At 42.1% G+C, this 2,170-nt stretch carries 2 protein-coding genes; one reads left to right on the top strand and one right to left on the bottom strand.

Going from position 1 to position 2,170, the window contains the following annotated elements; all coding sequences use genetic code 11:
* Window positions 1-1,029, top strand: a 1,029-nt coding sequence (gene mutL / locus F6K37_RS39190; RefSeq protein WP_287256639.1) for a DNA mismatch repair endonuclease MutL, incomplete at its 5' end; no start/stop codon positions are given.
* A 591-nt stretch (window positions 1,030-1,620) separates the two neighbouring features.
* On the opposite strand, the gene F6K37_RS39185 is transcribed toward mutL, so the two are convergent.
* On the bottom strand, window positions 1,621-2,170 hold a 550-nt coding region (locus F6K37_RS39185), incomplete at its 5' end, for a WD40 repeat domain-containing protein (protein WP_502887818.1).

Here is a 2,170-nt window from a genome sequence, read left to right as displayed (position 1 = left end):
AATGGTTTGATGGAGCTAGTGTTAGGATTACCGGATCGATGCCATCGCAGACGTCCAGACTGGGTAAAGGTAGCGACTAATGGACGAATTGTGCGATCGCATGAATTGGAACAAACCATGATCACAGGATTAGCTCGAACCTTGCCTCGCGATCGCTATCCCATTTGTTTCCTGCACCTGCGGATTTGTCCGAGTCAAATCGACTGGAATCGTCATCCAGCAAAGACCGAAATTTACTTACACTCCGTATCTTACTGGCAAGAGCAAGTTGCTGAAGCTATCGAGCACGCTTTGCGAATCACCCCAGCCAATCTCCCAGAAAGCATTCACTCCAACAGGGTAAAACAGTTACTCAAAACATCAGAAGCTAGAGGAGGTTACACCACTAGTCGTTCAATTGAACTGATACCAGACACTCAAGAAATTACTGACAAAACTGATCGCAAAATTGATAGCAAAACTGATAACAAAACCGATGATATTGGGCTAATCCAACTGCGAGCCATGGCTCAGCTTCATAATATGTATATCGTAGCAGAGCATCCAACTGGTATTTGGTTAATTGAACAGCACATTGCCCATGAACGGGTGTTGTATGAAGAATTATGCGATCGCTGGCAGTTAGTCCCCTTAGAACCTCCCATCATTCTCCAGCACTTATCCCCTAGCCAGGTGGAACAACTACAGCGCATTGGTTTAGAAGTGGACCCCTTTGGAGAAGAGCTGTGGGCAGTACGGAATGCACCAGAACTGTTGCGTCAGCGAGACGATTGTGCCAAAGCCCTATTAGAGCTGAGTTTAGGAGGAGACTTACAAACCGCTCAAGTAGCAACTGCCTGCCGCAGTGCAATTCGCAATGGCATCCCCCTGAGCTTGTCAGAAATGCAGCAGTTATTAGATCAGTGGAAAAAGACTAGAAACCCTCGCACTTGTCCCCACGGGCGTCCCATTTATTTATCCTTAAAAGAGTCTGCTCTTTCCCGTTTTTTCCGCCGTCATTGGGTAATTGGAAAAAGTCATGGGATTTAAGGAAGGGTTGGCAGGTTGAAGGTTAGAAAGTTGAAGGTTAGCAAGTTGAAGGTTAGCAGGTTGAAGGTTAGCCAGTTGAAGGTTAGCAGTTGTTGAAGGTTAGCAGGTTGGCAAGTTGAAGGTTAGCAGGTTGAAGGTTAGCAGGTTGAAGGTTGGCTGTAGCAGCTCGCAAACAAAAACGCCTCGGCTCACAAACAAGGCAGTTTTAAGCTCACAATAACTGCAAATATAAACGGCTTTCGGCTCACATTCAGTGCAAATATACTGTAATCTCAGGACATAGGCTCTGGGAGTCTATGCTTCACTCAAGAGTAGTACCGATACTACAGATCTAGAAACAAAACTTTAAGTTGTATAACCTTCTGAACTTGAGAAATATGTATAGGGTTTATAAATGAGATGTAAACCTAACGGGTCTTTTTTTTTCAACAATAAAACTCGAGATCTGTTTCCCCTCTTGCCTATTGCCTATTGCCTATTGCCTCTTGGCCTTTGGGAGTATGTTCACAACTCAAATATAAACCCTATATAAATATAATGACTGCTAGACGAAGTCTACAAGCTAGATTTAAGATAAGATTGGTGATCTGTTTAACTTAGGCGATCATCAATACCATCAATCTCATTACTTCCCTGTGGAATGTTGGGAATAGCTCCCAATAGATTTAATGAATTACGCTGAGATTCTGTCAAGCCTTTAGCCTCTGTTATGTTCATATTTTTACAAGGCAGATCATCTCCTAGTATGTGGCAATGATAATTCTGGTGATTCCAGACTCTTATTGTTCCGTCTTGACTACAACTGACTACACAATTGTCCTCCGAAGTAAATTTGACAGAACGTATAGTATTTGTATGTTTTTCCAGAGTATTGATGCATTCACCTGTATTGAAATACCAAATTTTTATGGTCTTGTCCTCGCTACCACTAGCTAATATTTGACCATTAGCACTGAAGGTAACAGAACGAATTCTACGAGTATGTAATTCTTCAAACTCGCAAATTTTTTCTGCACTTTCAATCTTCCAAACTTTGATAGTTTTAGCACTTCCCGCACTCGCTATAAACTTACTGTCTGGACTAAATGAAATAGAAAACACTTCATCATTTTTATCTTCCAGTGTCTCAATATGTTCTCCA

Source organism: Moorena sp. SIO4E2, from assembly GCF_010671945.1.
Lineage (GTDB): Bacteria > Cyanobacteriota > Cyanobacteriia > Cyanobacteriales > Coleofasciculaceae > Moorena > Moorena producens.
The sequence above is the reverse complement of the archived record's forward strand: the minus strand, read 5'-3'. Positions and strand labels throughout refer to the sequence as shown.